Origin of the sequence: Janthinobacterium goodfellowi (genome assembly GCF_051380695.1) — a bacterium.
Taxonomy (GTDB): domain Bacteria; phylum Pseudomonadota; class Gammaproteobacteria; order Burkholderiales; family Burkholderiaceae_D; genus Janthinobacterium.
In genome coordinates this window covers 454,670-479,901 of sequence record NZ_JBNYXN010000002.1, presented here as the reverse complement: position 1 = coordinate 479,901, position 25,232 = coordinate 454,670, and the positions used below count along the sequence as shown (strand labels likewise).

General features: G+C 62.7%; 23 protein-coding genes and 1 tRNA gene. 13 read left to right on the top strand and 11 right to left on the bottom strand.

Annotated elements, in window-relative coordinates:
* Positions 1–54: 54 nt before the first annotated feature.
* Positions 55–1,395, bottom strand: a complete 1,341-nt coding sequence (tig, locus tag ACQ4WQ_RS10130; protein WP_046685568.1) for a trigger factor — start codon at positions 1,393–1,395, stop codon at positions 55–57.
* Positions 1,396–1,994: 599 nt separating this feature from the next.
* Here tig and ACQ4WQ_RS10125 point away from each other — a divergent pair.
* The gene (locus tag ACQ4WQ_RS10125; protein WP_436496670.1) at positions 1,995–2,177 is read left to right on the top strand and encodes a hypothetical protein; all 183 of its coding nucleotides are present in this window, start codon (positions 1,995–1,997) and stop codon (positions 2,175–2,177) included.
* Positions 2,178–2,190: 13 nt separating this feature from the next.
* Positions 2,191–3,708 (top strand): hypothetical protein, encoded by a 1,518-nt coding sequence (locus ACQ4WQ_RS10120; protein ID WP_436496668.1) that lies wholly within the window; start codon positions 2,191–2,193, stop codon positions 3,706–3,708.
* A gap of 60 nt (positions 3,709–3,768) precedes the next feature.
* Here the strand turns inward: ACQ4WQ_RS10120 and ACQ4WQ_RS10115 are convergent.
* The 3 genes from ACQ4WQ_RS10115 to ACQ4WQ_RS10105 all read right to left on the bottom strand — a co-directional run bounded on the left by ACQ4WQ_RS10115 (position 3,769) and on the right by ACQ4WQ_RS10105 (position 8,287).
* Positions 3,769–3,851, bottom strand: a tRNA-Leu gene (locus ACQ4WQ_RS10115).
* Positions 3,852–4,028: 177 nt separating this feature from the next.
* Positions 4,029–7,127, bottom strand: a complete 3,099-nt coding sequence (locus tag ACQ4WQ_RS10110) for an efflux RND transporter permease subunit (protein ID WP_326456173.1) — start codon at positions 7,125–7,127, stop codon at positions 4,029–4,031.
* On the bottom strand, positions 7,124–8,287 hold the full coding sequence (locus tag ACQ4WQ_RS10105; protein WP_436496666.1) for an efflux RND transporter periplasmic adaptor subunit: 1,164 nt from the start codon (positions 8,285–8,287) through the stop codon (positions 7,124–7,126). Before ACQ4WQ_RS10105 ends, ACQ4WQ_RS10110 begins: the two co-directional genes overlap by 4 nt.
* Positions 8,288–8,578: 291 nt before the next feature.
* On the opposite strand from ACQ4WQ_RS10105, the gene hpnC reads away from it, so the two are divergent.
* From hpnC to ACQ4WQ_RS10075, 6 genes are all read left to right on the top strand, one after another.
* Positions 8,579–9,460 (top strand): squalene synthase HpnC, encoded by an 882-nt coding sequence (gene hpnC / locus ACQ4WQ_RS10100; RefSeq protein ID WP_326456175.1) that lies wholly within the window; start codon positions 8,579–8,581, stop codon positions 9,458–9,460.
* A gap of 46 nt (positions 9,461–9,506) precedes the next feature.
* A complete protein-coding gene (gene hpnD / locus ACQ4WQ_RS10095; RefSeq protein ID WP_436497393.1) occupies positions 9,507–10,340 on the top strand; it encodes a presqualene diphosphate synthase HpnD in 834 nt (277 codons plus the stop codon).
* Positions 10,333–11,706 carry a hydroxysqualene dehydroxylase HpnE gene (hpnE, locus tag ACQ4WQ_RS10090; RefSeq protein ID WP_436496663.1) on the top strand — a complete coding sequence of 458 codons (1,374 nt, stop codon included), beginning with the start codon at positions 10,333–10,335 and terminating at the stop codon, positions 11,704–11,706. The genes hpnD and hpnE overlap by 8 nt, the downstream gene beginning before the upstream one ends.
* Positions 11,707–11,830: 124 nt before the next feature.
* Positions 11,831–11,986, top strand: a complete 156-nt coding sequence (locus tag ACQ4WQ_RS10085) for a hypothetical protein (RefSeq protein WP_326456177.1) — start codon at positions 11,831–11,833, stop codon at positions 11,984–11,986.
* A gap of 28 nt (positions 11,987–12,014) precedes the next feature.
* Positions 12,015–12,797, top strand: a complete 783-nt coding sequence (locus tag ACQ4WQ_RS10080; protein ID WP_326456178.1) for a DUF1700 domain-containing protein — start codon at positions 12,015–12,017, stop codon at positions 12,795–12,797.
* A 10-nt stretch (positions 12,798–12,807) separates the two neighbouring features.
* The gene (locus ACQ4WQ_RS10075) at positions 12,808–13,614 is read left to right on the top strand and encodes a head GIN domain-containing protein (protein ID WP_436496661.1); all 807 of its coding nucleotides are present in this window, start codon (positions 12,808–12,810) and stop codon (positions 13,612–13,614) included.
* A 155-nt stretch (positions 13,615–13,769) separates the two neighbouring features.
* On the opposite strand, the gene ACQ4WQ_RS10070 is transcribed toward ACQ4WQ_RS10075, so the two are convergent.
* Positions 13,770–15,011 carry a TIGR03862 family flavoprotein gene (locus ACQ4WQ_RS10070; protein ID WP_436496659.1) on the bottom strand — a complete coding sequence of 414 codons (1,242 nt, stop codon included), beginning with the start codon at positions 15,009–15,011 and terminating at the stop codon, positions 13,770–13,772.
* A 154-nt stretch (positions 15,012–15,165) separates the two neighbouring features.
* On the opposite strand from ACQ4WQ_RS10070, the gene ACQ4WQ_RS10065 reads away from it, so the two are divergent.
* Positions 15,166–15,399: a hypothetical protein gene (locus ACQ4WQ_RS10065; RefSeq protein ID WP_436496657.1), complete on the top strand. Its 234-nt coding sequence runs from the start codon at positions 15,166–15,168 to the stop codon at positions 15,397–15,399.
* A 47-nt stretch (positions 15,400–15,446) separates the two neighbouring features.
* On the opposite strand, the gene ACQ4WQ_RS10060 is transcribed toward ACQ4WQ_RS10065, so the two are convergent.
* The 3 genes from ACQ4WQ_RS10060 to thrC are packed head-to-tail and all read right to left on the bottom strand — an operon-like array spanning position 15,447 to position 18,419.
* The gene (locus tag ACQ4WQ_RS10060) at positions 15,447–15,701 is read right to left on the bottom strand and encodes a MoaD/ThiS family protein (RefSeq protein ID WP_326456182.1); all 255 of its coding nucleotides are present in this window, start codon (positions 15,699–15,701) and stop codon (positions 15,447–15,449) included.
* Between the two features lie 10 nt (positions 15,702–15,711).
* Positions 15,712–16,938, bottom strand: coding sequence for a molybdopterin molybdotransferase MoeA (locus ACQ4WQ_RS10055; protein WP_436496654.1), 1,227 nt, complete (start codon positions 16,936–16,938; stop codon positions 15,712–15,714).
* Positions 16,938–18,419: a threonine synthase gene (thrC, locus tag ACQ4WQ_RS10050; protein WP_436496652.1), complete on the bottom strand. Its 1,482-nt coding sequence runs from the start codon at positions 18,417–18,419 to the stop codon at positions 16,938–16,940. Before thrC ends, ACQ4WQ_RS10055 begins: the two co-directional genes overlap by 1 nt.
* Before the next feature lie 88 nt (positions 18,420–18,507).
* Here thrC and ACQ4WQ_RS10045 point away from each other — a divergent pair, with 88 nt between their 5' ends.
* Together ACQ4WQ_RS10045 and ACQ4WQ_RS10040 are read left to right on the top strand one after the other, a co-directional pair.
* On the top strand, positions 18,508–18,720 hold the full coding sequence (locus ACQ4WQ_RS10045; protein ID WP_436496650.1) for a hypothetical protein: 213 nt from the start codon (positions 18,508–18,510) through the stop codon (positions 18,718–18,720).
* Complete coding sequence (locus ACQ4WQ_RS10040; protein ID WP_436496648.1) at positions 18,707–19,447, top strand: AAA family ATPase; 741 nt, start codon at positions 18,707–18,709, stop codon at positions 19,445–19,447. Before ACQ4WQ_RS10045 ends, ACQ4WQ_RS10040 begins: the two co-directional genes overlap by 14 nt.
* A gap of 216 nt (positions 19,448–19,663) precedes the next feature.
* On the opposite strand, the gene ACQ4WQ_RS10035 is transcribed toward ACQ4WQ_RS10040, so the two are convergent.
* The 3 genes from ACQ4WQ_RS10035 to kbl are packed head-to-tail and all read right to left on the bottom strand — an operon-like array spanning position 19,664 to position 23,336.
* Positions 19,664–21,076 (bottom strand): L-serine ammonia-lyase, encoded by a 1,413-nt coding sequence (locus tag ACQ4WQ_RS10035; protein WP_436496646.1) that lies wholly within the window; start codon positions 21,074–21,076, stop codon positions 19,664–19,666.
* Positions 21,077–21,123: 47 nt separating this feature from the next.
* Positions 21,124–22,089, bottom strand: a complete 966-nt coding sequence (locus ACQ4WQ_RS10030; RefSeq protein ID WP_436496644.1) for an NAD-dependent epimerase/dehydratase family protein — start codon at positions 22,087–22,089, stop codon at positions 21,124–21,126.
* Positions 22,090–22,109: 20 nt separating this feature from the next.
* Positions 22,110–23,336 (bottom strand): glycine C-acetyltransferase, encoded by a 1,227-nt coding sequence (gene kbl, locus ACQ4WQ_RS10025; protein WP_070218655.1) that lies wholly within the window; start codon positions 23,334–23,336, stop codon positions 22,110–22,112.
* 213 nt (positions 23,337–23,549) lie between these two features.
* On the opposite strand from kbl, the gene ACQ4WQ_RS10020 reads away from it, so the two are divergent.
* Together ACQ4WQ_RS10020 and ACQ4WQ_RS10015 are read left to right on the top strand one after the other, a co-directional pair.
* Positions 23,550–24,125, top strand: a complete 576-nt coding sequence (locus ACQ4WQ_RS10020) for a helix-turn-helix domain-containing protein (protein WP_034751403.1) — start codon at positions 23,550–23,552, stop codon at positions 24,123–24,125.
* Positions 24,126–24,294: 169 nt separating this feature from the next.
* Positions 24,295–25,221, top strand: a complete 927-nt coding sequence (locus tag ACQ4WQ_RS10015) for an STM4015 family protein (protein WP_326456188.1) — start codon at positions 24,295–24,297, stop codon at positions 25,219–25,221.
* Positions 25,222–25,232: the final 11 nt, after the last annotated feature.

Genomic DNA, 25,232 nt, shown 5'->3' with positions numbered 1-25,232 from the left:
AGGGGATACCGCCCTTACCTTGCGGCAAGAGCAAGCATCCGGATACCAACTGGTTTACGCTTGTGCGTTGCTTCCCATCAGTTCGTCGAAAGCAACTGCTTTCGTCGTGACTTTCGACAGGCCCAACACGTAAGTGACGACGTTTTCTTCCAATACAAGGGCTTCGATCTCACCCAGACGACGACGGTCGCTGTAGTAGTACTTCAGCACTTCGCGTGGATCTTCGTAGCTTTGGGCGAAATCTTCGATCTGCGCCTTGACTTGCTCAGGCGTTGCCTGCAGGTTGTTGTCGCCCACCAGTTGCGACAGGATCAGGCCCAGGCGTACGCGACGCTCGGCTTTTTCCGCGAACAGTTCTGCTGGGAAAGGCACGTCCTTGACGTTCATGCCGCGCTGCGCCATGTCCTGGCGGGTCATTTCAGCCAGGCGCTCGGAATCCTGAGCGATCAGGGTTTTTGGCACTTCCAGCTCAGCAACTTTGATCAGCGCGTCCATGACGGCTTCCTTGTTGCGTGCTTTCACGCGGCCAGCGACTTCGCGTTGCAGGTTGACTTTGATGTCTTCGCGCATTTTGGCCAGGTCGCCATCGGCAACGCCCAGCGATTTGGCGAATTCGGCATCGACTTCCGGCAGGTGCGCCCATTCCAGCTTCTGCAGCGTGATGGTAAACGAGGCGGTTTTGCCGGCCACGTCTTTACCGTGGTAGTCCTCTGGGAACGACAGCGGGAAAGTCTTGGACTCGCCTACTTTCAGACCCAGGGTCGCTGCTTCGAATTCCGGCAGCATGCGGCCTTCGCCCAGCACGAAAGCGTAGCCTTCAGCTTTGCCGCCTGGGAATTCAACGCCGTCGATCGAGCCGACGAAGTCGACGGTCACGCGGTCGCCGTTGGCAGCGATAGCCTCACCGCCGTCGCCGTGTTCGCCAGCTTCGCCCTTGGTGTGGAAGTGCACGCGCTGCTTGCGCAGGATATCGATGGTCTTGTCGATTTCGGCTTCCGACACGTCGGCTTGCACGGTTTCGATTTCAACGGCCGTCAGGTCGCCGATGGCGACTTCCGGATACACTTCGAACGTGGCGTCGAAAGCCAGCTGGCCTTCGGCTGCTTCTTCTTTCGGCACGATGTTCGGGAAACCGGCCACGCGCAGATTGTTTTCGTTGGCGGCGTCGTTGAACGCGCGGCCGACTTTGTCATTCAGCACTTCGGATTCAATTTGGTAGCCGTATTGTGCTGCGACCATTTTCAACGGCACTTTGCCCGGACGGAAGCCCGGTGCCTTAGCCGTACGGGCTTGCACTTTCAGGCGCTTCTCAACTTCCGTGCGGACGTCCGTCAGCGGGAAGGAGATCGTGATACGACGTTCGAGTTTGCCCAAGGTTTCGACTGCAGTTGCCATGTAAAAAATCGTCCAAAAAATAAACACTGTTGGTGCGAGAAAAGAAGACCCGACCCCTTGCGCCATCACTGGCGGCAAGACATGGGTCCAGCTTCACTCGCTCGCATATTCATCTGTAAAAGCACTGAAAGCAGGACGATGGACCTGGTCTACCCGGCTGAGGGAAAACCCGCACCAGGCACCAAACAATCCGCCGCTTCCAGTACTGCGACAGGGCTCCGAGCGTCCAGCCTTGCTTCTAAGTCAATGCAGGGCCGGCCATCATTCGGTAAAGCGTGGCATTATAACAAAGGACTTCGGGAAAGTGGCTGGCTTTGCAGCCCGGCCACAGAGGATACCAGCGGCAGCGAACGAATCGCTACAGCCTCGGTGGCCCTGTCTTTACTCTTGCCCCGGCATTCTTTATTTCGCCAGAGACAGGCTTTCCAGCCTGCTTCGTTCATTAGTATATGCGAACTGGCGCCCCGTCCGAAACAAAGAAATGCGCTCACGGCGAAGATTTCGGCCAAAAAACCTTTGATTTACCTCAATTTGGCCATTTTTCAGGCAAACCTAAGCCGCGCGCGCCGTCTCCAAGTGAATTTAATGGAGAAAACATCATGAGCGATAGCGCACCCGACAGTTCCAGCAACGCCAAAGCCAAGCTGCAAATGGTCCTCAGCCGCCTGCTCGATGGCGTCACGGATGACGACCTGCAAAAAATCCAGACGGAAGTCGATGAAATGGAATTGCGCATGAAGGGAGACGGCCACCACGACCACGACCACCCCACCGTCGCCTGACCCGGCCCCGCTCATGCAGCCCGTGCAGACCTTGCGCGCCGCACCACCGGATGCGGACGTGCTGACCACCGTGGAAACGGCGCTGGTAACACACCGCGCCTTTGGCGACAGCGGCTACATCCGCGACCAGCTGGCCGTCGCCTACCGGCGGCGGCTGCACAAGCTGGGCAGCGCCCTGCCCGAGGCCGAACGGCTGGCCAGCGCGCTCGATACGGCGCCGCCCGCGCGACAGCGCCAGCTGCTGGGCGACACGGTGCTGCGCTGCGCCGTCCAGCACGCCATGCGCCAGCTGCACCTCGGCGACGAGTACGGCTTGCCGCTGCCCCAGTGCGCAGCGCTGTTCCAGGGCGCCCGCGAGCACTTGCGCGCAGGCTTGGCCGGCGGGCCGCTGGTGGCCCATTTGCCGGCGATGGCGCGCTTGCACGGCGAAGGCAGCCCACAGGATGAGGACACCTATATCTGGCATGCGTGGCAGGAAGGCACGCCGTCTGCACGCGCCTTCCTTGGCGTGATGGAAGATAACTACGGCGCACCGCTGGCTACACCAACGCCGCAGGAACGGGCCCTGCTGCGCCGCGGGCTGCGCCTGCTGGAAACCCTGCTGCCCCGCCTGACGGCCAGCGCGCTGTCTCACGTGCAATTGATCGCCCTGTTCCCCAAGCTGGGCACCTGGCGCGGCAAGGCGTCCAGTTCGCAATTTCGCGTCAATGGCAGCGTGTTCCTGAACCAGGAACTGATCGGCAACCCGTGGTGGCTGGCCGAGCACTTGCTGCACGAGTCGCTGCACCAGAAACTGTACGACTTCCGCCACGGCCACAGCCTGCTGGCGCCCGACTATGCGCGCGACGACGGCGCCAAGGTCTGCTCGCTGTGGAATGCGCCCGATGATGACGGCAATCACTACTGGGATGCCCATCGCGCGCTGGCCGCCTTCCACGTGTATGTCCACCTGGCGCTGCTCTGTTTGCTGGCCGAGCGGCAGGAAGCGGCGCTGGCGCCCCAATATGGCCCCATCGGCCAGCACATGAGCGGCAGCCGGCGCGCCATCGACCGCGCCCGCTACCTGGGAGAGCAATTGCTCGGCACCACCTGGCCGGAGCTGGGATTGGCCGGGCGCCAGATGACACACTGGCTGCCGGACGTGCTCGACGCGCTCGATACGCAGCGGCGGCCCAGCGGCGCCACCTTGCACCTGCTGCTCGACCTGTACGAGCGCCAGAGCCGCAAGCTCGACAGCTATCTTGCGCAACAGCCGCCGCCCCAGAGCGACACGCTGGACTTGCAGGCGGAACAAGAGGTGGCGATGACGCGGCAAGCGCTACACATGCTGGACAGGGAGCTGCCCCCATCAACACATAAACAGGAGCAACACTGGCCGCAGGCGCGGCAACGCGTCCTGCAGGCACTTTGGCCACTGACTGAAGATGATAAATTAATGGAAAGAAGCGGCTACCCGCAGGCGCAGGCACTGATTGTGCAGATGGTGCAGCAGTCGAGCCGGCAACTGGCCGCATTGGGCGCATTGGGCTGAGAAATACGAATTCAGGGAAAACTTGATGGTGCTGCACTTCCGGGCTGGAACAACCCGGATTGGTGCGGATGGGGAGACTCGAACTCCCAAGCCGAAGCACTGGCTTCTAAGACCAGCGTGTCTACCAATTCCACCACATCCGCATCTTTTGTACGCAGCTTGTACATACCACTTTGCTGCCACCCCTGATTTTAACAACTCGTGGGCGATCTGGCTACCGTGGACTGATAGAGCAAGCCCTCGGTAAAGCAAAGGCGGCATTCTACTGGATTTCCCAGAGGAATGCCGCCTTTTTTATGGCTGCACCTTGGCGCTGCCTACTAGCCCTCTTTTGCGGTCGCCGGCTCGGGCTTCCTGACACGGAACCAGGCCGCATACAGGGCCGGCAGGAACAGCAGGGTCAGGGCCGTTGCCAGGATCAGTCCGCCCATGATGGCGACCGCCATCGGTCCCCAGAAGACCGAACGCGACAGCGGAATCATGGCCAGCGCGGCGGCGGCGGCCGTCAGCACGATGGGGCGGCAGCGGCGCACGGCCGAGTCGATGATGGCATCCCACGGGGCCGAACCATCGTTGATGTCTTGTTCGATCTGGTCGACGAGGATCACGGAGTTGCGGATGATCATGCCGAACAGCGCGATGACGCCCAGGTTGGCCACGAAGCCCAGCGGACGGTGCAGCAGCAGCAAGGCAAACGCGGCACCCGCCACGCCCAGCGGCCCCGTCAGGAAGACCAGCAGGGAACGCGAGAAACTGTGCAGCTGCAGCATCAGCAAGGTGAAGATGATGAAGATGGCCAGCGGCAAGTTGGCCGCGATCGACGCTTCCGCCTCGCCGCTGTCGGCCGCCACGCCTTTCACCGTGATGCGGTAGCCGGCCGGCATTTTGGCCCGCAAGGCGTCGAGCTGCGGCGCCAGTTGCGTCGAGACCGTCGCGCCCTGGATGCCGTCGATCACGTCCGACTGCACGGTAATGGCCCATTCGCGCTTGTCGCGCCAGACGACACCCGGTTCCCACACGAAATGCGCGCGGGCCAGCTGCGAGATGGGCACGGACTTGCCCGTTGCCGTCGGGATATTCGTGTCATTCAGCACGGAAATCGTCGCCCGCTCTTCCAGGGGCTGGCGCACCTGGATATCGATCAATTTGTTGTCTTCGCGGAACTGGCCGATGACGGTGCCCGACAGGATGGTATTGGCCGCCTGCATCACCGTTTTCGAGGTGACGCCCAGCGCGCGCATCTTGTCCTGGTCCAGGTCCAGGCGCAGCACTTTCACCGATTCATTCCAGTTGTCATTGACGCCCAGGGTGTTCGGATTGGCGCGCATGATGTCCTTGACCTGGTCGGCAATGGTGCGCACACCCGCCACTTCCGGTCCCGTGACACGGAATTGCACGGGATACGGCACGGGCGGTCCGTTCGGCAGCAATTTGACCCTGCCCCGTACTTCCGGGAAATCTTTCTTGAAGACATCGACGATTTGCTGGCGCAAGCGTTCGCGGTCGGCCAGGCTCTTCGGCAAGACCACCACTTGCGACACATTGGTCTGCGGGAAGATCTGGTCGAGCGGCAGGTAGAAACGGGGACTACCCGTGCCCACATAGCTGGTGACGCTTTCCACGCCGTCGAGCTTGCCAACGAAGGCCTCGAACTTCTTGACCTGTTTCTCGTTGGCAGCAAACGTCGTGCCTTCGGGCGACCACAGTTCCACCATCAGCTCGGGGCGGCTGGAATCGGGGAAAAATTGCTTTTCGATAAAGTTAAAGCCGTAAATACCCAGCGCAAAGATGGCCAGGGTGGCGGCAATCGTCGTCTTGCGCCATTCCACGCACCAGGTGACGGCGCGGCGGAAGCGGCGGAAGTTCGGCGTATCGAACAATTCATGGTCGTTATGCGCGTGTGGTTTCACTTTCAGCAAGATGTAGCCGATGTAGGGCGTGAAGACGACGGCCACCACCCAGGAAATGATCAGGGCCAGCGCATTGACGGAGAACAAGGAAAACGTGTATTCGCCGGCGGCCGACTTGGCCAGGCCGATGGGCAAAAAGCCCGCCACCGTGATCAGGGTGCCCGTCAGCATGGGCATGGCCGTCGACGTGTAGGCGAACGTGGCCGCGTCGAAGCGGGACATGCCCTCTTCCATCTTGCGCACCATCATCTCGACGGCAATGATGGCATCATCGACCAGCAAGCCCAGCGCGATGATCAGGGCGCCCAGCGAGATCTTGTGCAAGTCGATGTCGAGCAGGCGCATGAACAGGAAGGTGACGGCCAGCACCAGCGGAATGGTCAGCGCCACCACCAGGCCCGGGCGCACGTCGATGCGCAGCGGCTTCGTGTGCAAGCCCAGCGCAACGAAGCTGACGGCCAGCACGATCAAAATGGCTTCGATCAGGGTGTGCACGAATTCGCCCACGGAAGCGGACACGGCTTCCGGCTGGTTCGACACGCGCTGCAACTCTATGCCCACCGGCAATTCGCTCTTCATGCGCGTGACCGTCGCCTGCAAGGCCTTGCCCATATCGATGATGTTGCCGCCCTTTTCCATCGAGACGCCCAGGCCGATCACTTCCTTGCCATTGAAGCGCATCTTGTCCTTGGGCGGATCGACGAATTCACGTTTCACCGTGGCAAAGTCGCCGAGGCGGAAGGTGGTGCCGTTGGCGCGCAATTCCAGGTTTTCCAGGTCCTTGACGGTGACCATGGCGCCCGTCACGCGCACTTGCAGGTTATCCGTCGGCGTCACCAGCACGCCCGTGGCGTTGATGCTGTTTTGCTCGGACAATTGCTGCACGATGGCATCGAAAGGAATGCCCAGCTGGGCAAATTTCTTGTGCGAAAAGATGATATTGATCTTTTCATCCTGCACGCCGAACAGTTCCACTTTCGAGACCTGTCCCACGGCCAGCAGTTCCTGGCGCACCTTGTCCGCGTAATCCTTCATTTCCGCGTAGGTAAAACCATCGCCGGACAGGGCGAAGATGGAGCCATACGTGTCGCCGAACTCGTCGTTGAAGAACGGACCCACGACACCGGACGGCAAGGTGCCCTTGATGTCGCCGATCTTCTTGCGCACCTGGTACCAGGCGGCGGCCGTTTCCTTGGGCGGCGCCGATTCGCGCAGCTCCAGCAGGATCAGGGTTTCGCCCGGCTTCGAGTAGCTGGTGATTTCATTGATGTAGGGCGTTTCCTGCAGCTTCTTTTCCAGCTTGTCCGTGACCTGCTCGGCCATCTGCAGCGCCGTGGCGCCGGGCCAGTACGCCTGCAAGACCATGGCGCGGAAGGTAAACGGGGGATCTTCATCCTGGCCCAGGCTGGCGTAGCTGAGCATGCCGCCGATCAGCAGCACGGCCATCAGGTAGCGCGTCAGCGGGATATGTTCGAGGGCCCAGCGCGACAGATTGAAGCCGCCCTTCATTTGGCCGCCCCCACGCTGACGGCGGCAGCGGCGACCTCAGGCTTGCTGGCCAGTTCGGCGCCGAGGATGGTCACTTTCTGACCAGGCTTGAGCAGGTTGACGCCGGCCGTGACCACCGTCTGCCCCGCTTTCACGCCCGAGGTCAGCAGCAATTCATTGCCCGCCACGCCGCCCACCGTCACCGGGACCAGCTTCACGGCGCCGTTTTCCACCACCCACACGGAGCTTTGCGATTTTTCATTGAACAGGGCCGTCAGCGGCACCTTGATCTGCGGCGTGGCCGTTTGCGAAGCAAACTGCACCACGGCCGTCATGCCCAGGCGCACTTGCGGCGCGTCCGGGATGCTGACCTTGGCCAGATAGGTGCGCGTGGCCGCGTCGGCCACGGGCGACACTTCGCGTATCTTGCCAGGCAAGCCCTGCTGCGGGTCGGCCCACAGGCGCACGGTGACATCCTTGACCTTGCGCAAGGTCTCCACCTTGTCTTCAGGAATGCCGATCACGACTTCCTTCTCGCCGCTCTTGGCCACCTGCACCACGGGCGCGCCGGGTGCCACCACCTGCCCCACTTCGGCCTCGATGCGCGTGACGACGCCGTCCGCATCGGCCAGCAGGCTGGCATAGCCGGACTGGTTCGCCTGGCCCCGGTACAGGGCTTGCGCCGCTTCCACGTTCGCCTGCGCCGCCTTGTAGGTGGCGTCCTTGCCATCGAGCACAGCCTGGCTGACGAAATTTTTCTCGCGCAAGTCCTGGTAGCGCTTCAATTCCGCGCGCGCCAGGTCGCGGTTCGTTTCCGCGCTCACCAGCGAGGCCTTGGCCTGCGCCTGCGACAGCTGCAAGTCGGCGGGGTCGAGCTGCATCAGCACTTGCCCCTTCTTCACGCTGGCGCCCACATCGACCTTGCGCGCGACGATCTTGCCGCCCACGCGGAAACCCAGCTGCGACACGACGCGGGGCACGACCTCGCCCGACAGCTCGGCACTCACGTCAACATTACTGCTAGACAACACGATAGCACGCACGGGGCGCACGTCTTCCACCTTGACGGCAGGCTTGGAACAGGCCGCCAGGGTCAGCGCCAGGGCGGCGGCGGCAATCAGCCGCAGGGCGGGAAGTGCGGGTGCGCCGGTCTCGCGGCGCAGGGTTTTCAGGGCAAACAAGGTATTTTCCTTTACTATGCGGGCTGCAATATTTTTATGCGGAGAAACTTTTTGCTTGCCCTTTGGGCCAAGCCAAACTTTTTCGCACGCGATATCCTTAAATTTGTGACAATATCAGCTTGGTCATGGCGGGAAGCGATTTTTCCCTAATGACTTTCTGGTTATTAATTATAATCGTGCGTAAAAGTTTTTAGTGACTTTTGCGTCATTAATCTTGAGACGTACAACGTCCGGCCACATTCCAGCGTTTGCGGACGTGCCGGACAAACGCAAGACTAGAGAAGCTGTTCAATGCCTGTAGACCATTACGAAAATTTTCCTGTTGCATCATTTTTACTGCCGCGCCGCCTGGTGCCCGCCGTCGAAGCCATCTATGCCTTCGCCCGCAGCGCCGACGACCTGGCCGATGAAGGCGACGCCACGCCGGCCGAACGCCTGGCCTTTCTACACGCCTACGAAGAGGCGCTGGGCCGCATCGCCCGCGAGGAAGGCCATGCCGGCGAGAACGCCGCCATGTTCGAACGCCTGGCCGCCGTCATCGCCAAACATCAGTTGCCGCTCAAGCCGTTCTACGATCTGTTGTCCGCCTTCAAGCAAGACGTGGAAACGACGCGCTATGCCAGCTACGACGACGTGCTCGATTACTGCGCCCGCTCCGCCAACCCCGTGGGGTTGCTGATGCTGCACCTGTACGGTGCGGCCGATGAACAGAATGTACGCGATTCCGATGCGATATGTTCAGCTTTGCAACTAATTAATTTCTTGCAAGACGTCGCCATCGACCAGCAAAAGGAGCGCATCTACCTGCCGATGGAAGACCTGAGCCGCTTTGCCGTCTCCGCCGCCGCCTTCGAGCGGCCCGAGGCGCACGGCAAGTGGAGCGCCCTGATGCGTTTCGAAGTGGCCCGCACGCGCGCCCTGATGCTGTCGGGCGCGCCGCTGGCCCTGCGTTTGCGCGGACGCATCGGCTGGGAACTGCGCCTGGTGGTGCAAGGGGGCTTGCGCATTCTGGAATGCATCGAAGCCGTCAACTACGACGTGTTCCGGCGCCGTCCCAAGCTGGAGAAACGGGACTGGCTGATCATTTTCTGGCGCGCCCTGCGCATGTCGCGCAAAAGCCTGCATCAAGAGACACAAGTAAAAACGGCTTTTCCCCCGTCGCCTACTCTGTAAGACGATAGAATAGCGGCTTCGATCTGCAACCCTTGCTCTTTTGACTATGTCTCCCGACGAATACTGCCAACAAAAGGCCGCCCAGAGCGGCTCCAGCTTCTACTACAGCTTCCTGTTCCTGCCGGCCGAACGCCGCAAGGCCATCACGGCCCTGTACGCGTTCTGCCGCGAAGTCGATGATACGGTCGACGAGTGCACGGACGAAGCCGTGGCACGCACCAAGCTGGTGTGGTGGCGCAAGGAAGTCAAGGCCATGTACGAGGGCAATCCCACGCATCCCGTGATGCGCGCGCTGCAGCCGCACCTGGACATGTATCAACTGGAAGAAAAGCATTTGCAGGCCATCATCGACGGCATGGAAATGGACTTGAACCAGACCCGCTACCTCGATTACCAGGCCATGAGCCGCTATTGCTGGCACGTGGCCAGCGTGGTCGGCATCTTGTCGGCCAGCATCTTTGGCGCGACCCGCCCGGAAACCCTGCTGTACGCGGAAAAGCTGGGCCATGCCTTCCAGCTGACCAACATCATCCGCGACGTGGGCGAGGATGCGCGCAAGGGGCGCATCTACCTGCCGATCAGCGAGTTGCAGCAATTCAATGTGACGGCGGCCGACCTGCTGAATGCGCGCCACAGCGAAAACTTCGAAAACCTCATGCGCTTCCAGGTGGCGCGCGCGCAACAATCCTACGACGAAGCCTTCGCCCTGCTGCCGGCCGAAGACCGCCGCGCCCAGCGCCCAGGCCTGATCATGGCCGCCATCTACCGCACCCTGCTCAATGAAGTCGAGCGCGACGGATACCACGTGCTGAAACAGCGCATCTCGCTCACGCCGATCCGCAAACTGTGGCTGGCCTGGAAGACCTGGGTTCGTGGCTGAGAGTAGCGTGAAGCAGCGCTACGCCGTCATCGGCGCCGGCTGGGCCGGCTGCGCGGCAGCCATGGAACTGGCGCGCGCCGGCCACACGGTGACCGTCTACGAGGCCGCGCGCATCCTGGGCGGGCGCGCGCGCCGGGTCGAACGGGAAAAGACGGTGCTCGACAACGGCCAGCACATCCTGCTGGGCGCGTACACGGAAACCTTGCGCCTGATCAAGCTCGCGGGACAGGACCCTGCCGAACTGATCCTCACCCAGCCCCTGCAGATGCGCTATCCGCCCGGCACCAAAGGCATGGATTTCATCGCGCCGCGCCTGCCCGCACCGCTGCACCTGGCGTGGGCCCTGCTGCGCGCCAAAGGACTGTTGCGTGCCGACAAGCTGTCCCTGATGCGTTTTTCCACCGCCATGCGGTGGATGGGCTGGCAGTTGTACAACGATTGCACCGTCAGCGAATTGCTGCAGCGCTTCGACCAGACGGACACCTTGAACCGCCTGATGTGGCACCCGCTGTGCCTGGCAGCCTTGAATACCCCGCCCGAGCGGGCCTCGGCGCGCGTCTTCATCAACGTGCTGCGCGACAGCCTGGGCGCGAGCCGGCGCCGCGCCTCCGACATGCTGATCCCGAAGGCGGACCTCTCCGCCCTGTTGCCTGACGCGGCCGCCCGCTACGTGGAACAGCATGGCGGCGCAGTGCGCACGGGCACCAAGGTGGCCGCCTTGCACGCCTTGCCCGATGGCCGCTGGCAGCTCGATGAGACCGACACCTACGACGGCGTCATCGTGGCCACCTCGTCCGTGCAAGCGGCCGGCCTGCTGCAAGCCGTGCAGGACGCGCGCCTGGCCGATGCGATTGACCGCATGCAGGCGTTCACGCCGGAAGCCATCAGTACCTGCTACCTGCAATACGACGCCTCGGTGCGCCTGGACTTGCCGTTCTACGCCCTCGTCGATGCGCCAGAGCGCCAGCACTGGGGCCAGTTCGTCTTCGACCGGGGCCAGCTTGACGCGAATCAGGCAGGCTTGCTGGCCGTCGTCATCAGCGCCTCCGGCCCTGCCGCCGAGCAAGGCCATGGGCCGCTGGCGCAGGCGATCGCCGCGCAGTTGGCGCAGGTGCTGCAGCGCCCGGAACTGGCGCAGCCCGCCTGGACCCAGCTGATCACGGAAAAGCGCGCCACCTTTGCCTGCACGCCGGAACTGCGGCGTCCCGGCAACGCCAGCGGCATGCCGGGCTTGCTGCTGGCCGGCGACTACACGGCCAATGATGACCGGACGCAAGACTATCCGGCCACCATCGAGGCGGCCGTGCGCAGCGGCGTGGCGGCGGCCAGGATGGCGAACACGGGCAAGGCGGCAAAACAGACTTGACGGTGCATCCTTCCCTGGCGTCGCTCGCCCCCGCGAAATTGCATTCTGTCGCACCGTGCTGGTGCACCCGCGTGCGCTTGGGTACAGTCCGATCATCGACAACGGCCATGCCACGGGGAATACCATGCACACCACCTTGCACTTGAAAAACAGCTTGAAAGCCGTGGCGCTGCTCGCTTGCGTGGCGCTGGCCACCCTGATCGTCATCCACGGACAGCAGGCGCCACATGCGCCATTACTGCTGAGCCAGGCAAGCATGCTGCTGCCGACAGTGGGATGAAGCGGCGAAGCGGACGGACAGGAAGAATATGATGAACAAGCAAGATTATCTCGAGGCGCTGCGGCGCGCGCTGGCAGGCTTGCCGCCGGACCTGGTGGCCAAGACCATGGACTATTACGAACAGACCTTCATCGAAGGGGCGGCGGCCGGCCGCAGCGAACACGAGATCGCCGACGAACTGGGCGACCCGAAAAAGATCGCCCTCACCTTGCGCAGCAGCACCCACCGCCAGGCCTTCGAACAAAAGAAAACCCCCGTCAACCTGCTGCGCCTGCTCGTCTCGCTGGTGGGCCTGGCCATCTTCAACCTGTTCATGGTCGTGCCTGCCGCCGTGTACGCGGCCTTGCTGGCCGCCCTGTATGCCGTCGGTCTGAGCTTTTACCTGGCCGGCATCGCCATCACGGCCAGCGGCCTGTCCGGTGCCAACGAACTGGTGCTCGACGGCCCGCTGCGCCACGTCTTCATCCATGACGATGATGGCGGCGAAGGCGGCGAGCGGCGCGAAACGCGCATCACCATCGGCGACGCGGGCATCGAAATCGACCACCTGCCCGGTCCCGTCAAAGCCGAGCCCGAGGCGCCGGGCGCGTCGTCGCGCATGATGGAGCGGGCCGAAGCGCTGGCCGGCGGCGGCATACGCATCTCCACCGATATGGACCGCGATGCGCGCACCACGCAAACCATCTTCGGCATGGGTATGCTGCTCGGCGGCATCGCCATCTTCCTGCTCAGTCTGGTCGTCACGCGCTATACCTTGATCGGCATCAAGCGCTATGTCGCGATGAATGTTTCCCTCCTCAAAGGTCACTAGAAAGGCTGCCATGAAACGCTTATTCAAAGTCGGCCTGTCCATGTTCCTGCTGGCCCTGGTCCTGATCGCCATGTCGTATGCGGCGCTGCGCGCCAAGGGAATCAGCAACCCCAGCAGCGCTGCCGGGCGCGCCGTACGCAGCGAAACGCGCCCGATTGCCGCCAATATCACCAGCATCGACCTGGCCGGCCCCATCGACCTCGTGCTGCGCCGCGGCGCCACGCCATCGATGAAGGTGAGCGGCGAGCAGCGGCTGCTGTCGAACGTCGACACGACGGCCGATGGCACGACCCTGCATATCGGCCCGAAAGGCATGCTGTTCCACCATCGCCAGCCGCTGCAGGTGGAACTGGTGCTGCCGGCCCTCGTGCGTGTCGAAGTGCATGGCAATGGCGACACCAAGATCACGGGCTTTTCCGGCGACAGTTTTATCCTGGAAGTCATGGGCTCGGGCGACGTCAGCTTCACGGGCCGCTACAAGCAGGTGCAAGCGACCGTCAACGGCAGCGGCGACCTGGACATCAACGGCGGCAACAGCGACAGCGTGGTGCTGGAAATGGTGGGTTCCGGGCGCATCGCCGCCAGCGGCAACACGAAATTCCTGCGTGCCGACCTGAGCGGCTCAGGCGATATCGATGCCGAGCACCTGGCCGCCGACAAGGCCAGCGTCAGCCTGCAAGGCTCAGGCCAGAGCACCGTCTTCGTGCGCGACGCCGCCAACCTGACCCTGCGCGGCAGCGGCGACATCCACGTTCATGGCAACCCGCGCCAGCGCGATGCGCAAAAGAGCGGTTCCGGCGACATCATCTGGCATTGATGATGACGCAGTTCACAATCTACTGCGCGGCGCGATTTGCGGCTGGCGATGCTCGCTGTACTAGAGTACAGCTGCACTTCTCAGCCACAACTCGGGGCCGCTCGCTACGATTGTGAGCAGCGTCGTGGCGCTAACGATCAAATGCTGTTGTAATTTCAAAAATTCCCTTCCAGCCACGCCACTGCCTGCTCGCCAGCCGCCTTGCCTTGCGCCAGGCAGGCCGTCAGCAGGTAGCCGCCCGTCGGCGCTTCCCAGTCCAGCATTTCCCCCGCCACGAACACGCCCGGCATGGCGCGCAGCATGCTGCCGTCGATGCAGTCGAAGTCCACGCCACCGGCGCTGCTGATGGCTTCATCGATGGGGCGCGCACGCTTGAGCGTGACGGGCAGCAGCTTGATGGCGGCCGCCAGCCTGGCCTCGTCGGTAAAGTCGGCCGCGCTCAGGCATTCGCGCAGCAAGCCCGATTTCACGCCCTTGATGCCCAGACGGCTGTTCAGGTGGCTGGACATGGAGCGGGAACCGCGCGGGCGCGTCACTTCCTCGAACACGCGTTCATGCGTGTGGTCGGGCGCCAGGTCCAGCCAGATGGTGGTGCTGCCGTCGCGCGCGATCTGCTCGCGCAGCGCGGCCGACAAGGCATAGATCAGGCTGCCCTCGACGCCGCCCGCGGTGATGACGAACTGGCCCTGGCGCTTGATCATGCAGTCCTCGATGTCGCGCGCCGAGATGGCCACCGTCGCCAGCGGTTCGCCAGCATGGCGGCTGCTGAAATGCTCGCTCCAGTCCACGTCGAAGCCGCAATTGGCCGGCACCAGAGGCGCCACGGCCACGCCCTGCCCTTGCAGCAGCGGTACCCAGGCGCCGTCGGAACCGAGCCGCGCCCAGCTGCCGCCACCGAGCGCCAGGATCACGGCGTCGAAGGAGCACAGGCGTTCGCCGTCCGGCGTGGCAAAGGCCAGCTGGCCGTCGCGCCAGCCCGTCCAGCGGTGGCGCATGTGAAATTGCACGCCCGCTTCGCGCAGGCGGTGCAGCCAGGCGCGCAGCAAGGGCGCCGCCTTCATGTCGGTAGGGAAGACGCGGTTCGAGGAGCCTACAAAGGTGTCGACGCCCAGGCTGTGTACCCAGTCGCGCACCTTTTGCGGGCCGAACTGGTCCAGCGCCGGCTTGATCCAGCGCGCCGGCCTGCCGTAGCGCGAGACGAAGGACTGGTAGTCTTCCGCATGCGTGATATTCATGCCGCCGCGCCCCGCCAGCAGGAATTTGCGGCCGACGGACGGCATGGCGTCGAACAGTTCCACCCTGGCTCCCTGGTCGGTGGCCGCCTGGGCGGCCATCAGGCCGGCGGGACCGCCGCCAATGACGGCGATGTGGAAGGGAGGAAGGCTGGAATGGGTCATGGCAAGCGGGGAAGACGGTGAAAACCCCGGCATTTTAGTCGAGATAAGGCCGGCCGATGGCAAGAATGCCGAAAAATGATGCATACTGCGCGCAGATGCTGCACGATCAGCGCTTCGACTTCACGAGACAACGCGACGACAAGAGGAGAAACACATGGGCGCAGGATTCTGGATTTCCCGCTATTTGCTGGCCAGTTCGATCTTATTCACCATCCTGACGGTGGTCGATTACAGCAAGGGCAACACCAGCATGACCACCTTGCTGGGTGCACTTGCCTGGTCGCTGGTGGCGTCGGCCATCTTCATCGGCTCGAAGTACTGGCGCTACCGAAAGGCCGTCGCCTGCGCCGCGTGCAGCGGTGACAAGCCAAAAACCAGGTCGTCATGAAAAAACGGCCACTTCGATGAAGTGGCCGTCTTGTTTGAAAAGCGGGATCAGCCGCCCGTCACGGGCGGGAAGAACGCCACTTCGTCGCCTTCGCCGATCACGGTATCGGCATCGCACATCACCTGATTATGCGCCGTGCGCAGGGCGCGGCCCTGCGCCAGCGCGTATTCCCAGTTGCCGCCGCGGCCGATCAGCAGGGTTCTCACCTCGCCCACCGTCAGCGGCCCGGCTACTTCCAGTACTTCCTGGCCCGTGCCCACCAGCTCGCGCACGCTGGCAAAAAATCGCAGATTGATCTTCATCGATACTTCCTTAGTACAGCAATTCGTTAAACGGGATAAAACGCAGCATGTCGCCGCGCGCAATCGACAGCCCCGGCGGGCAATCGATCAAGCCGTCGCCCCACACGGTGGACGTCAGCACGCCCGAACTCTGGTTGGCGAACAGTTCCAGCTCGCCGTCATCATTGACTTTGGCGCGCAGGAACTCGTTGCGCTTGTCCGCCTTCAGGCGCTCGAACGCTGCCGGCAGCCTGTAGCTGCGCGGCGCCAGACTGCCCGCCACGCCCTGCAGGCGCAAAATAAAGGGACGCACGAACAGTAAAAATGTGACGAAGCTGGAGACGGGATTGCCGGGCAAGCCGACAAAGAACGCATCCCGCACTTCGCCAAACGCCAGCGGCTTGCCTGGCTTGACGGCGATCTGCCACATGTTCAGCCGCCCTTCCGCTTCCACGGCCGGCTTGATATGGTCTTCCTCGCCCACGGACACGCCGCCCGAGGTGATGATCAGGTCATTGCCCTGCGCCGCTTGGCGCAGCACGGCGCGCGTCGCCTCCAGGCTGTCGGGCACGATGCCCAGGTCCGTGATCTCGCAGCCGAGGTTTTCCAGCAGGCCGCGCAAGGTAAAACGGTTCGAATTGTAGACGGCGCCCGGCGCCAAAGGCTCGCCCGGCATGGCCAGTTCGTCGCCCGTGAAAAACACGGCCACGCGCAGCTTGCGCAGCACCGGCAACTGCGCCAGGCCCACCGAAGCGGCCAGACCCATTTCCTGGCTGCGCAGGCGGCGGCCCGCGCCGAGGATTTCGCCGCCGGCGCGGATATCCTCGCCCTGGCGGCGCACCCATTCGCCCGCGTGCGGCACGTGGTTGACCGTCACCACGCCGTCAAGCACCGTGCACTGCTCCTGCATCACCACGCAATCGGCGCCGTCCGGGAGCAAGGCGCCCGTGAAGATGCGCGCCGCCGTCCCCTGCTGCAAGGGCTGGCCCACGTGACCGGCCGCGATGCGCTGCGACACGGGCAAGCTGGCCGCGCCGCTGGCGCAGTCGCTGGCGCGTACGGCGTAGCCATCCATCTGCGTGTTGTCGCGTTCGGGCACGTTCAGGGTCGACGTCTGCGCCGTGGCCAGCACGCGGCCGTTGGCGCGCATGGTGTCGACCAGTTCCACCTCGGTCACCGGGCGCGCCGCGCCCAGCATGAAGGCTTGCGCCTCGGCCACCGACAGCATCGGTTTGCGTACAGTGCTGGCGTCTGTCATCACAAGCCCGTATTGGCGGCGATGTACGCCTTCATTTTTTCCACGTCCGTGCCCATCACAACGAACTTCTGCGGCAAATCCTCGATGTTTTCGAAGCCGTTTGGCCGTTCCGCGTCCACGCCCAGCGCTTCGAGGATGGTTTCGTTGAACTTGGCCGCCAGCGCGGTTTCCAGCACGATCATCGGCACGTTCGGCTCCAAGTGCTCGCGCGCCACCTTGATGCCATCGGCCGTGTGCGTGTCGATGGTGATGCCGTAGTCGTCGGCCACGTCGCGGATGGTGTCGAGGCGGTCCTGGTGCGTGGACTTGCCTGACTTGAAGCCGTATTTGGCCACCAGCTTGAATTCGTCGCCATCGCTGCCAGGCTTGCCGGACAAATCGAAGCCGCCATGCGTTTCCACTTTCGTGAACAGGGCGCGCACGCGGTCGCTGTCGCGGCCCACCAGGTCGTAGACGAAGCGCTCGAAGTTCGACGCTTTCGAGATATCCATCGACGGGCTGCTCGTGTGGTACGTTTCGGCCGACTTGCGCACGCGGTAGACGCCCGTGCGGAAGAATTCGTCGAGCACGTCGTTTTCATTCGTCGCGGCCACCAGTTTCGAGATGGGCAGCCCCATCATGCGGGCGATATGGCCGGCGCAGATATTGCCGAAGTTGCCAGACGGCACCGTGAACGACACTTTTTGCTCATTGCTGGTGGTGGCCGCCAGGTAGCCGCGGAAGTAGTACACGACCTGCGCCACGACGCGCGCCCAGTTGATGGAGTTGACGGTGCCGATCTTCTGCCTGGCCTTGAACGGCAGGTCGTTCGACACGGCTTTCACCATGTCCTGGCAATCGTCGAACACGCCTTCGACAGCGATGTTGTAGATGTTCGGGTCTTGCAGGCTGAACATCTGCGCCGTCTGGAAGGCGCTCATTTTCTTGTGCGGCGACAGCATGAAGACGCGGATGCCCTTCTTGCCGCGCATCGCGTATTCGGCCGCGCTGCCCGTGTCGCCCGAGGTGGCGCCGAAGATATTGAGTTCGGCGTCGTGCTTGGCCAGGGTGTATTCGAACAGGTTGCCAAGCAGCTGCATGGCCATGTCCTTGAAGGCCAGGGTCGGGCCGTTCGACAGCGCCTGCAGCATCAGCGTGGTCGATCCGCCCTTGACGACATTTTCTTCGAGCACGCGCAGCGGCGTGATGTCGGCCGCGTTTTCGCCGGCGCGGGCGTTCTTGTAGACTGCCTTGGTATAGGTTTTCGCCGTCAATGCCTTCAGGTCCGCGGCCGGGATATCGGTGGCGAACTTCTTCAGGATTTCGTAGGCCAGGTCGGCATACGACAATGTGCGCCAGGCATTGAGCTCGGCACCAGTGACTTGCGGGTAGTGTTCAGGGAGATACAGTCCGCCATCGGGGGCCAGGCCGCCCAGGAGGATGTCGGAGAATTGCTGCGGATTCAGTGGCGCTTTGTCAGCGCGGGTAGACACGTAATGCATAGATTTGAAGAGTCCAGTTGAGCTGAGTGCGGTTTATCATGAATGGCAGCGGATATTATAGTGCCAGCCGCCCCCCAAGGCGAATCGCATGCGCACGCAGCCGTCCTGGCCCCCGTCCCTGTTGTCAAACAGCAGCGCCAGGCACAGGAAAAAACATTGCATTTTGGAAATTTCTTATGGCGAGATCAACGCCCCGCATAAAGATGGGCACGCGTACTGGCGCATGCGCCTGATTTGCGCCACACTCGTATTTGTCGGCCGCATTGCGGCCATTCATGGAAGCGGTCATGTCGCTGAGTAAAAAACCGTATCTGCAAAGCGCCGCGCTGCGCCACGACGCCATCGTCGACCTTGATCACTATCCGTTCACCATCCCCGCCATCCGCGACTTCGTGCACATGGACTTCCACCCCGACGTGACGTTCTTCGTGGGCGAAAATGGCAGCGGCAAGTCGACCATGCTCGAGGCGCTGGCCGTGGGGCTGGGCTTCGGCAAGGATGGCGGCACGCGCAACGTGCGCATCGCCCTGCCCTCGGACGAGGAATCGGGCTTGCACGCACACTTGCGCCTGAGCAAGAGCTACAAGAAACCGGACGACAGTTATTTTTTGCGCGCCGAAAGTTTTTTCAACGTCGCCACCTATATGGACGAGATGCCCGAATACCTGGGCAGCTACGGCGGCACGTCGCTGCACGCGCAATCGCACGGCGAAGCGTTCATGGCGACCCTGATCAACAAGCTGCGGGGCAAGGGACTGTATCTGCTGGACGAACCCGAGGCGGCCCTCTCGCCCAGCCGCCAGATGGCGGCATTATCGGTGATCCACCAGCTGGTGCAGGACGACTCGCAGCTGATCATCGCCACCCACTCGCCGATTCTGCTTGCCTACCCGAATGCGAAAATCCTGATGTTTACGGGCGGCGGCATCCATGAAGTGGCGTATGAAGACACGGAACACTATGCCGTGACGCGCGATTTCTTGAATCACTACCCGCGGAGGCTGGAGCAGTTGTTTGAGGAGGAGTGAGCTTATTGGCTGTGGGGAGGATGTCGGCTTACGCCCTGCGGGCTAAGCCGACCTACGCCGACGACACGATTTTAAGGAATCGCACGGGACGTCGCGGCGGCGCGAGAAACCGTAGCGAGCAAGCCCGATATCGCGTTAAGTAGCGCAGCTGTACCAGGGTACAGCGAGCAACGCCGACGCGAGAGTGGGCTGCGCAGTAGGTTTATCGCGTCGTCCTCAACAAGCCGCGTGATTGACGGTAATCACGTGAACGGCCAGGCCGCCCAAGGACGTTTCCTTGTACTTGTCCTGCATGTCCGCGCCCGTCTGGCGCATGGTTTCGATGACTTCGTCGAGGCTGACGAAGTGCGTGCCGTCGCCCTTCAGCGCCAGCGAGGCGGCCGTGATCGCTTTCACGGCGCCCATGCCGTTGCGTTCGATGCACGGGATCTGCACCAGGCCGCCGATGGGGTCGCACGTCATGCCCAGGTGGTGTTCGATGCCGATTTCGGCCGCGTTTTCGATCTGCTCATTCGTGCCGCCCAAAGCCGCCACCAGGCCGGCCGCCGCCATGGCGCAGGCCACGCCCACTTCGCCCTGGCAACCCACTTCGGCGCCCGAGATCGAGGCATTGCGTTTGCACAGCATGCCGATGGCCGCTGCCGTCAGCATGAAGCGGCGCACGCCGCCGACGGGATCGCTGGGGCGGCAATCCTGCGCATAGTAGCGCAGCACGGCCGGGATGATGCCGGCGGCGCCATTGGTCGGCGCCGTCACCACGCGCCCGCCGGCCGCGTTTTCCTCGTTGACGGCCATCGCGTACAGGCTGACCAGGTGCACGGCGTCGTGCGGCAAGTCGTTGGCGCGGTTGTCCGACGCCTTCGCCTCCTGCGCCAATCGCCATAGTTTGGCGGCGCGGCGCTTGACGTTCAAGCCGCCCGGCAGGTTGCCCGTCGTTTCCAGCCCGTGCGCGATGCAGTCGCGCATGACGTGCCAGATGCGGTCCAGGCCCGCGTTCAATTCCTCGTCGCTGCGCTTGACGCACTCGTTCGCGCGCAGCATTTCAGGGATCGACAGGCCGCTTTCCACGCCATGCGCCAGCAACTGCTCCATGGTATCGAAGGGGAAGACGACGCGGGCAGCAGCGGCCGATCCCACGGCGGCTTCGGCCTGGGCCGAGGTTTGAGCTTCTCCGGCCTCGCGGATAAAGCCGCCGCCGATCGAGTAATACACCTTGTCGACGCGGCTGCCGTCCGCCAGCTTCAACGTAAAGCGCATGCCGTTCGGGTGCTCGGGCAGCGATTCGCTCTTGTGCCAGACCAGACCCGTGGCGGCGGTGAACGGCACCACGTGCGTGCCCAGCAGCGCGATTTCTCCGGCCGCCTCGATGGCGGCCAGCTTGCTGTCGACTTCGTCGGGTGCCACATCCTGCGGCGTTTCGCCCATCAAGCCAAGAATGACGGCCTTGTCCGTGGCATGGCCCACGCCCGTCAGCGCCAGCGAGCCATACAGGGCCGCCTCGACACCCACCACCTGGTCCAGCGGACCGTATTCGACCAGAAAACGCCGCGCCGCCACCATCGGCCCCACCGTGTGGGAACTCGACGGCCCGATGCCGATCTTGAACAGGTCAAATACGCTCATATCCATGTAGTGTCTCTTTATATAGTATGTTTTTATAAATGCCGGTGCTGAATTCAGGCCGCCTTGGCCGCCTGCCCCGCATCGACATTGGCCAGCATATCCGTGACCATCTGCTCGACGCCGATCTGCGCCTTCCAGCCCCAGTCCGCGCTGGCCTTGCTGTCGTCCAGGCTTTGCGGCCAGCTGTCGGCGATGGCCTGGCGGCTGTCCGGCTTGTAGCTGATCTTGAAATCGGGGACCATGCGCACGATGGCTTTCGCCAGCTGCTCGGGGTTGAATGACACGCCCGCCACATTGTAGGACGAACGGATCTTGATCGATGCCGCCGGCGCGTCCATCAGTTCGATGGTGGCGCGGATGGCGTCGGGCATGTAGATCATCGGCAGCGTGGTGTTCGCATCGAGGAAGCAGTCATAGCGCTCGCCGCGCAAGGCCGCATGGAAGATGGCGATCGCGTAATCGGTGGTGCCGCCGCCCGGAGGCGACTTGTAGCTGATGATGCCAGGGTAGCGGATGCTGCGCACGTCCACGCCATACTTGTTGAAGTAGTACTCGCACAGGCGCTCGCCGGCCAGCTTGCTGATGCCGTACATCGAGGTCGGGTCCATCACCGTCATTTGCGGGGTGTTCACCTGCGGCGTGTTCGGGCCGAAGGCGGCGATCGACGATGGCCAGAAGATGCGCAGCGGCTTGCCCGCTTCGCCCCGCTCGCGCGCCAGTTCCAGGATATTGAGCAAGCCATCCATGTTCAGGCTCCACGCCTTCAACGGGGCCGCTTCGCCCGTGGCCGACAGCATGGCCGCCAACTGGTACACCTGGGTGATGTTCTCGTCGGCGATGATTTTCGCCAGGCCGTCCTTGTCCAGCACATTCAGCTGCGCGTAGCGCTTGGCCTGGTACAGATTGTTCGTGCCGATGTCGCTGGCGATGACGTTGTCCGGGCCGTGCTGCTGCGCCAGCGCGCCAACCAGTTCACTACCGATTTGGCCGTTTGCGCCAATGACTAAGATGCGTTCCATGCTATTTTCCTGAATTCTTGTTAATTGGTCGTGGTAGTGGTGGTCAGCAGACCCAGTTCCTTGCCGGCCTGTTCGAAGGCGGCCAGCACCTGCACCAGCTGCTCGCGGGTATGCGCGGCGGACAGCTGCACGCGCACCCTGGCCTGGCCCATCGGCACGACCGGGTAGAAGAAGCCCGTCACCAGCACGCCCAGTTCATACAGGCGGGCGGCGAATTTCTGTGCCACGGGCGCGTCGAACAGCATCACGGGAACCACCGGATGGGTGCCCGGCTTGATGGTAAAGCCGATGCGTTCGATCTCGCTGCGGAAGAACGCCGTGTTGTCATGCAGGCGGTCGCGCAGTTCCGTCGACTTGGCCAGGCGCTCCAGCACCGACAGCGAAGCGCCGGCGATCGAAGGCGCCAGGGTGTTCGAGAACAGGTAGGGGCGCGATTTCTGGCGCAGGGTGTCGATGACTTCCTTGCGCGCCGAGGTAAAGCCGCCCATGGCGCCGCCCAGGGCCTTGCCCAGGGTGCCCGTGATGATGTCGATGCGGCCCATCACATTGTGGTGCTCGTGCGTGCCACGGCCCGTCGCGCCCATGAAGCCGGAAGCGTGGCATTCGTCGATCATCACCAGCGCGCCATACTTGTCGGCCAGGTCGCAGATCTTGTCGAGTTGCGCAATCGTGCCATCCATCGAGAAGACGCCGTCCGTGACGATGACTTTATGGCGCTTGCCGGCGGCAATCGCCGCTTGCAGCTGCACTTCCAGGTCGGCCATGTCGTTGTGCGCATACCGGTAGCGGCCGGCCTTGCACAGGCGGATGCCGTCGATGATGGAAGCGTGGTTCAGCGCATCCGAGATAATGGCGTCGTTTTCATCGAACAGGGGCTCGAACACGCCGCCGTTGGCGTCGAAGGCGGCCGCGTACAAAATCGTGTCCTCGGTGCCCAGGAAGGCCGAAATCGCCTGTTCCAGTTCTTTATGTACGGTTTGCGTGCCGCAGATAAAGCGCACGGACGAAAGGCCGTAGCCGTATTTTTGCGTGGCGGCAATAGACGCTTCCTGCGTCTGCAGGTCGCCGGACAGGCCCAGGTAGTTATTCGCACACATATTGATCAGGGTACGGCCATCGTCGCACACCACTTCAGCGCCCTGGCGCGAGGCGATCACGCGCTCGGGCTTGTACAAGCCCTGCTGGCGCAGTTGATCGAGATTCTGTTGCAGACCGCTGAAAAAGGTGTTCTTCGCTTGCTCGCTCATGATGATCCTTGTGTGTCCCTGTTGTATGCGTGTTGTATTGGCCGCCATAGGGGAAAAGCCGTCGCTTGACCGGTGCGCGCGGTATGCTGTACCGTGAAGCGCTGTTTGAAGTCTACACGTTTCCGTGATTTCCTTCAAAATCCACTATTTCGAACCAAAATTCAATATAGTGGATATTACCCAAGCCTTTTGAACTTTGCAAGCCACCTGCCGATGAAAACCAGCGTTTCGACCAATTCTCCCCCTGAAGTGGGTGCCACCCTGCAACGGCTGCGCCTGGCGCGCGGCCTGACACTCGAGGATTTGTCGCGCATCGCGGGCGTCTCGAAGTCCATGCTGTCTCAGATCGAGCGCGAAAAAGCCAATCCCACCATCGCCATCACGTGGCGCCTGGCCAACGCCCTGGGCGTGCAGATCGGCGAATTGCTGTCGAGCGCGGAAAAAGCCGTCGAAACCATCCGCATCACGGATGCCCACGAAACCCCCACCCTGCCCGGCGACCACGCTGGCTACGTGCTGCGCATCCTGGGGCCGATGGAACTGGCTGGCAAATACGAATGGTATGAAGTGACCCTGGCGCCCGGTGGCGAACTGGCCTCGCAGCCGCACGACCCGGGCACCACCGAGCATTTGACGGTGATCCACGGCAACCTGGAGCTGGAAGTGGGTACGGCGAAGAAAAAGGTCAAGAATGGCGGCACGGCGCGCTATCCGGCGGATCAGCCGCATACGATACGCAACCTGGGCAAGACCGAGGGCAAGGCCCTGCTCGTAGTCATCCACAGGTAGGCGCCGCCAGCAGTGCGCAATATGTCCATATGGCTATGCTAAGATTTTAGTATAGACAAGATTTCCAGGCCTGGATGTCTTCGCAGAGCGTCGCGGCACATCCCGGCTCGTCCCTCCGCCACACTGCGCGCGGCATCCAGGCCTCCACCGCCTACACGGAGCCACAGCGATGACCATTTCCGACAGCACCACCACCTTCCACGACAAGAAAGTCGTCCAGTACGACCCGGACCTGCCGTTCGACGCCTCGCCCGGCATCGTCTACCGCCTGTCGCTCGAATACGACGACGAGCGCAAGATGGATGAACTGATCGCGGGCTTCCTCGACAAGGCCGACAAGGGCGCGCTCGAAGCGTTGATCATCGGCATGTGGGGCGACCCGTACGAATCGGGCGCCGACGAGGTGATGGCCGCGCTGATCGCCCACGCGCCGCAGTTGCCGAAGCTGCGCGCCCTGTTCATCGGCGACATGACCTACGAGGAATGCGAAATCTCGTGGATCGTGCAAGGCAGCTACAAGCCCCTGCTCGATGCCTTCCCGCTGCTGGAAGAGCTGCGCATCCGCGGCGGCAATGAACTCGTCATCGAGCCGTTCGCGCACCAGCACCTGCGCCGCTTCACCATCGAAGCGGGCGGCCTCGATCAAAAGATCGCCGAAGCGCTGGCGCAATCGAGCATGCCGCAGCTGGAACACCTGGAACTGTGGCTGGGCACGGACGACTATGGCTTCTCGGGCGACGTGGACCTGTACCGCAAGGTGCTGGCGCAGCTGACCGTGCCGACGCTGAAATACCTGGGCTTGCGCGACGCGGAAATCGCCGACGACCTGGCCGTCTGGCTGGCCGAGGAACCGCTGGTGGCGCAGCTCGACACGCTGGACCTGTCGCTGGGCACCATCGGCGACCTGGGCGCCGTGGCCGTGCTCAATCACACGCAGCTGGGCAACCTGAAGCGCCTGGACCTGTCGCACCATTACATCTCGGAAGAAAACCAGGCGAAACTGAAGGCGCTGCCCTTCGAAGTGGTGCTGGACGACCCGCAGGAAGCGGACGAGGACGACGGCGAAAGCTACCGTTACGTGGCCGTCGGAGAATAAGCGAATTCACT

Excerpts from the sequence above, each read along its gene's own strand:
- tig (WP_046685568.1), bottom strand. The coding sequence starts at position 1,395 with ATGGCAACTGCAGTCGAAACCTTGGGCAAACTCGAACGTCGTATCACG.
- ACQ4WQ_RS10125 (WP_436496670.1), top strand. The coding sequence starts at position 1,995 with ATGAGCGATAGCGCACCCGACAGTTCCAGCAACGCCAAAGCCAAGCTG.
- ACQ4WQ_RS10120 (WP_436496668.1), top strand. The coding sequence starts at position 2,191 with ATGCAGCCCGTGCAGACCTTGCGCGCCGCACCACCGGATGCGGACGTG.
- ACQ4WQ_RS10110 (WP_326456173.1), bottom strand. The coding sequence starts at position 7,127 with ATGAAGGGCGGCTTCAATCTGTCGCGCTGGGCCCTCGAACATATCCCG.
- hpnC (WP_326456175.1), top strand. The coding sequence starts at position 8,579 with ATGCCTGTAGACCATTACGAAAATTTTCCTGTTGCATCATTTTTACTG.
- hpnD (WP_436497393.1), top strand. The coding sequence starts at position 9,507 with ATGTCTCCCGACGAATACTGCCAACAAAAGGCCGCCCAGAGCGGCTCC.
- ACQ4WQ_RS10085 (WP_326456177.1), top strand. The coding sequence starts at position 11,831 with ATGCACACCACCTTGCACTTGAAAAACAGCTTGAAAGCCGTGGCGCTG.
- ACQ4WQ_RS10080 (WP_326456178.1), top strand. The coding sequence starts at position 12,015 with ATGATGAACAAGCAAGATTATCTCGAGGCGCTGCGGCGCGCGCTGGCA.
- ACQ4WQ_RS10075 (WP_436496661.1), top strand. The coding sequence starts at position 12,808 with ATGAAACGCTTATTCAAAGTCGGCCTGTCCATGTTCCTGCTGGCCCTG.
- ACQ4WQ_RS10070 (WP_436496659.1), bottom strand. The coding sequence starts at position 15,011 with ATGACCCATTCCAGCCTTCCTCCCTTCCACATCGCCGTCATTGGCGGC.
- ACQ4WQ_RS10065 (WP_436496657.1), top strand. The coding sequence starts at position 15,166 with ATGGGCGCAGGATTCTGGATTTCCCGCTATTTGCTGGCCAGTTCGATC.
- ACQ4WQ_RS10060 (WP_326456182.1), bottom strand. The coding sequence starts at position 15,701 with ATGAAGATCAATCTGCGATTTTTTGCCAGCGTGCGCGAGCTGGTGGGC.
- ACQ4WQ_RS10055 (WP_436496654.1), bottom strand. The coding sequence starts at position 16,938 with ATGACAGACGCCAGCACTGTACGCAAACCGATGCTGTCGGTGGCCGAG.
- thrC (WP_436496652.1), bottom strand. The coding sequence starts at position 18,419 with ATGCATTACGTGTCTACCCGCGCTGACAAAGCGCCACTGAATCCGCAG.
- ACQ4WQ_RS10045 (WP_436496650.1), top strand. The coding sequence starts at position 18,508 with ATGCGCACGCAGCCGTCCTGGCCCCCGTCCCTGTTGTCAAACAGCAGC.
- ACQ4WQ_RS10040 (WP_436496648.1), top strand. The coding sequence starts at position 18,707 with ATGTCGCTGAGTAAAAAACCGTATCTGCAAAGCGCCGCGCTGCGCCAC.
- ACQ4WQ_RS10035 (WP_436496646.1), bottom strand. The coding sequence starts at position 21,076 with ATGGATATGAGCGTATTTGACCTGTTCAAGATCGGCATCGGGCCGTCG.
- ACQ4WQ_RS10030 (WP_436496644.1), bottom strand. The coding sequence starts at position 22,089 with ATGGAACGCATCTTAGTCATTGGCGCAAACGGCCAAATCGGTAGTGAA.
- kbl (WP_070218655.1), bottom strand. The coding sequence starts at position 23,336 with ATGAGCGAGCAAGCGAAGAACACCTTTTTCAGCGGTCTGCAACAGAAT.
- ACQ4WQ_RS10020 (WP_034751403.1), top strand. The coding sequence starts at position 23,550 with ATGAAAACCAGCGTTTCGACCAATTCTCCCCCTGAAGTGGGTGCCACC.
- ACQ4WQ_RS10015 (WP_326456188.1), top strand. The coding sequence starts at position 24,295 with ATGACCATTTCCGACAGCACCACCACCTTCCACGACAAGAAAGTCGTC.